Here is a 3,229-nt window from a genome sequence, read left to right as displayed (position 1 = left end):
CTTAAGTGAACAGCATTACCGCAATGCGGGGCTTTTTGTTAGTAAAGACCGATTGGCTCTAACCCTACCTGCTCTCGCGGATCAGCCTTCGCAGAAATCAGATAAACGAGGCTGTCGGCCTTTGTTTTATCAAGCATCGCCGCCAGATCATCAACCTTGTACGGCGAATCCAACATCGGATTGATTCTTACGGCGAACTTGAAGATATGAGCTGAGTAGCCGCCACGTTCTACAGGTGCAAAACCCTTGCCGTAGTCAGCCAGCTTTCGGTTCATACTGATACGCGCTCGACCCGTATTTCCGATGCGGATCGAATGTGTATGCCTCCATATGGCTGTACTCGTCGGCTCCCAAGTATCGAAAGCTGATGAAACGTTTGCGTTGAAATCATCCCAGCAAGACCGCAATGCCTCTTTTGCGTCCATTTTGCCTACAGGTTTGAAGCACAGCAGGTTCGACATAATGATTCGGGGGTCTTCCGTCCTGACACTGCCCCCACCCAGAACAACCGCTAAACCAATTGCAGCTGCAGGCGACATATCGCCTGCCAAGCCGGCAGTTATTGCGGTATCGGCAGCACCAATACCCTTATCAGCCTTTAACGCATCATTATGGCGCGTTTGGTACGGCGCTACATCGTCCGCGGTGTACGCAAAACGGGCCATGTCGAACGTGAAGCTATTGGGGGGGTAAATCTTCATGCTTGGGAAGCCAAAAACACTAAGGGCCTTATCAGTGTCTGTAAGCAGCCCAGAGAGATCTTGTGGCTTTGCATTAGCCACCTTGAAGGTACCGCCGTTTGGCTCGATGTACGAATACCCCAGGCCACGATGCTCAACCCGAACCTCACCCGGCATCGGGGGTGTCGGAATAAAAGCACAGCCGTAAAGACCCCCAGCGAAAAGCACAACCAAACCAATTCTCGAAGAAAATTTTATCATGAAGATAATCCAGTATTTTTATCAATATCATATAGCTTAAAAAATCAAGTATACCCCACCCCTGAAACCAACCGGGCAAGCATCTCGACATAATCATGACACATGCGGAAAATCGGTTGCCAGCACTCGCAAATGATTGGCAAATAATTGCCAATCCGACCAAGCTGTAAATTCTGGAGATGAAACTTGGAACCTTTTCCCATGAAATCGACTGGATTGAGAAATAGCATCATTCTGCTTACACCTTTAACATTGGCCATAAAAAAATCACTGCGATAAAACATCCTCCCACCCAAGTAGCTAGCGGAACTTTCAGCAGCGTCATAGTCTGGTATAGCGGAATACAGATGAGCTCATTCTTATACCCCTTATAGATGAAATGCATCCACACCAAAGGTGCTGATTGAAATGCTAAGAGCAGGCTAATTCGCCAATATGCCATCTCTACAATCTGTTCACTGGCGGGCATAGGGTTTACGTAAAGAGAAGTCAATCTAACGACCACAATTGCAGTGATAGCCAATACTGCGAGACTGCAGATAAACAGGGTTCTCCAAATTGCAGAGGAGACTTGTTCGGGACTGGTGATTTTCATTGAACCCTCCGTTAATTGGGAGCAACTAGTTAAGCATGACTTTTAAATACTGCAAGCGCAATTCATGCACAAAGGTTCAGTGTGACTACTGAAAGAGATGACACTGAACCTTCAGTTGGCTAGACTGCAAACCCCGACGCATGAGCATGGCTATGCCTCTCACTGATGCTAAAATCGCATTACTACTAGCCGCGGAGTAATCGTGACTTGATACTCCAGATATTCGACTCACGCCCCTCATATACGCTCCTGGTGATCACGACATAAAAACCCGGGACCTTTGATTGATTTTTTATTAATGCATAATACATTTGCCTCTAGATAAAATCAGAATTAAAAGTATCACCACAGCCGTTCAGCCCATAGAAACCTCCCTCTATATCTATAACTCCGTTAATCATCGAAAAGCCATTTGCCGGATTGATGATCGGCATCGAACTCAATTCGAACTCATTGGCACACCAATCGCCACAAGCTCTAAATACCTCTGACTTTTCATCACTTAGCCAGATGTCGTTGATCTGCTGTACCTGAATGACTGTTGCGACGGAGTCAAAGTCTAGTGCGTCGTGAATAACGACGATTTCGCCTAGCGCTGGATACGCCCTAGCCTGGCATCGAGCATGGTGTTTCTGACGAAATATATTATTAGCCAGCTTGTTTAGCAGATATTTAAGCATAACTTGCTCCACGACTAGAATGCTAAAACTAATTGGGCACCAGAGTGGTCTGGAATTTCTAGTTTGCAGCTTTTCTAAGAATTGCAAGCCGGTGCGAGACAGGTGTTTCCTTGAAAAAATTTGCGTGCACCATGGCGGACATACTGAGAAGCAGCAATGCTTATCCCCCTATATTGCTGAGTTACTAGTTAGCATCGGGCTTTGTAGCTTGGAGAGCCTTCTGGCCGGGATTGCCTTCGATCATACAGGCGGGGAATACTGTTATTTGCGCGATCTAGCCACTGCAGGGCCTTCGAGATATCGGCTTGTTTGCAAGCCGCACCATGGTCTTCGATAGCTAAGGACTGGAGTCTTATCTTCAGGGATGTCGAGCGGTGGTTGTTCAGATATAATCGCTGCTCATTAGCTAGTATTTTGAGGTTTTCCATGCCTGCATTCAGTTGGTTCTGGGGGGTTGTTGCTCTCATAAGCTTAGCCTTAGCGATGCCGTTCATCACAAGCATGATGAAATACTTCCAGTGGCGGTCTCTTCCCCGAGTAAACGAGTACCTTGCAGTACATCCTCATTGCAGGACGCCTCGAGGGATCAAGTGCGCAGCTTGTAACTCCAGCAGCATTAAGAACTGGGGGCTGACGAACGCGAATGACGATGATCGTGTTTTTATCTGCAATCACTGCGGCTCGCATCTTTACCGCAACTAGCACTAGTCAGCGCTTGAGCTTTGGCTTCGTTAAAGATGTCCTGTGGGCTAGTCCCGCATGAACAGTCGATTGAGTCGCCTGCATCCTCGAGGTCGTATTGGGATGACCACCAGCAATTCCCTCCAGTCCACTTCAATGAGTCGCGATAGCCGTTCTACCTGCGGATGCCCTCGGCTCGGCTGCCCCCAAGAAACGCGACTGAATCGCCCCGGGTTTCGTGGAGGCCGTTTCGTTTAAGTCAGGCCGCCATGGCCTGACCTGCTTGTTGCTGGTGGAAGTTTGCCTCAGCCTCCGCAGGCGGGGTTTAGCCG

At 48.2% G+C, this 3,229-nt stretch carries 3 protein-coding genes; all 3 read right to left on the bottom strand.

Going from position 1 to position 3,229, the window contains the following annotated elements:
* Window positions 1–38 precede the first annotated feature (38 nt).
* On the bottom strand, window positions 39–941 hold the full coding sequence (locus CFY91_RS09270) for a hypothetical protein (protein WP_093986070.1): 903 nt from the start codon (window positions 939–941) through the stop codon (window positions 39–41).
* A 238-nt stretch (window positions 942–1,179) separates the two neighbouring features.
* Window positions 1,180–1,536: a hypothetical protein gene (locus CFY91_RS09265; protein WP_093986069.1), complete on the bottom strand. Its 357-nt coding sequence runs from the start codon at window positions 1,534–1,536 to the stop codon at window positions 1,180–1,182.
* A gap of 317 nt (window positions 1,537–1,853) precedes the next feature.
* Window positions 1,854–2,216: a hypothetical protein gene (locus CFY91_RS09260; protein ID WP_093986068.1), complete on the bottom strand. Its 363-nt coding sequence runs from the start codon at window positions 2,214–2,216 to the stop codon at window positions 1,854–1,856.
* Window positions 2,217–3,229 lie beyond the last annotated feature (1,013 nt).

Origin of the sequence: Pseudomonas fluvialis (assembly GCF_002234375.1) — a bacterium.
GTDB classification, from domain to species: Bacteria; Pseudomonadota; Gammaproteobacteria; order Pseudomonadales; family Pseudomonadaceae; genus Aquipseudomonas; species Aquipseudomonas fluvialis.
This window is presented reverse-complemented; position numbering and strand designations above follow the sequence as displayed.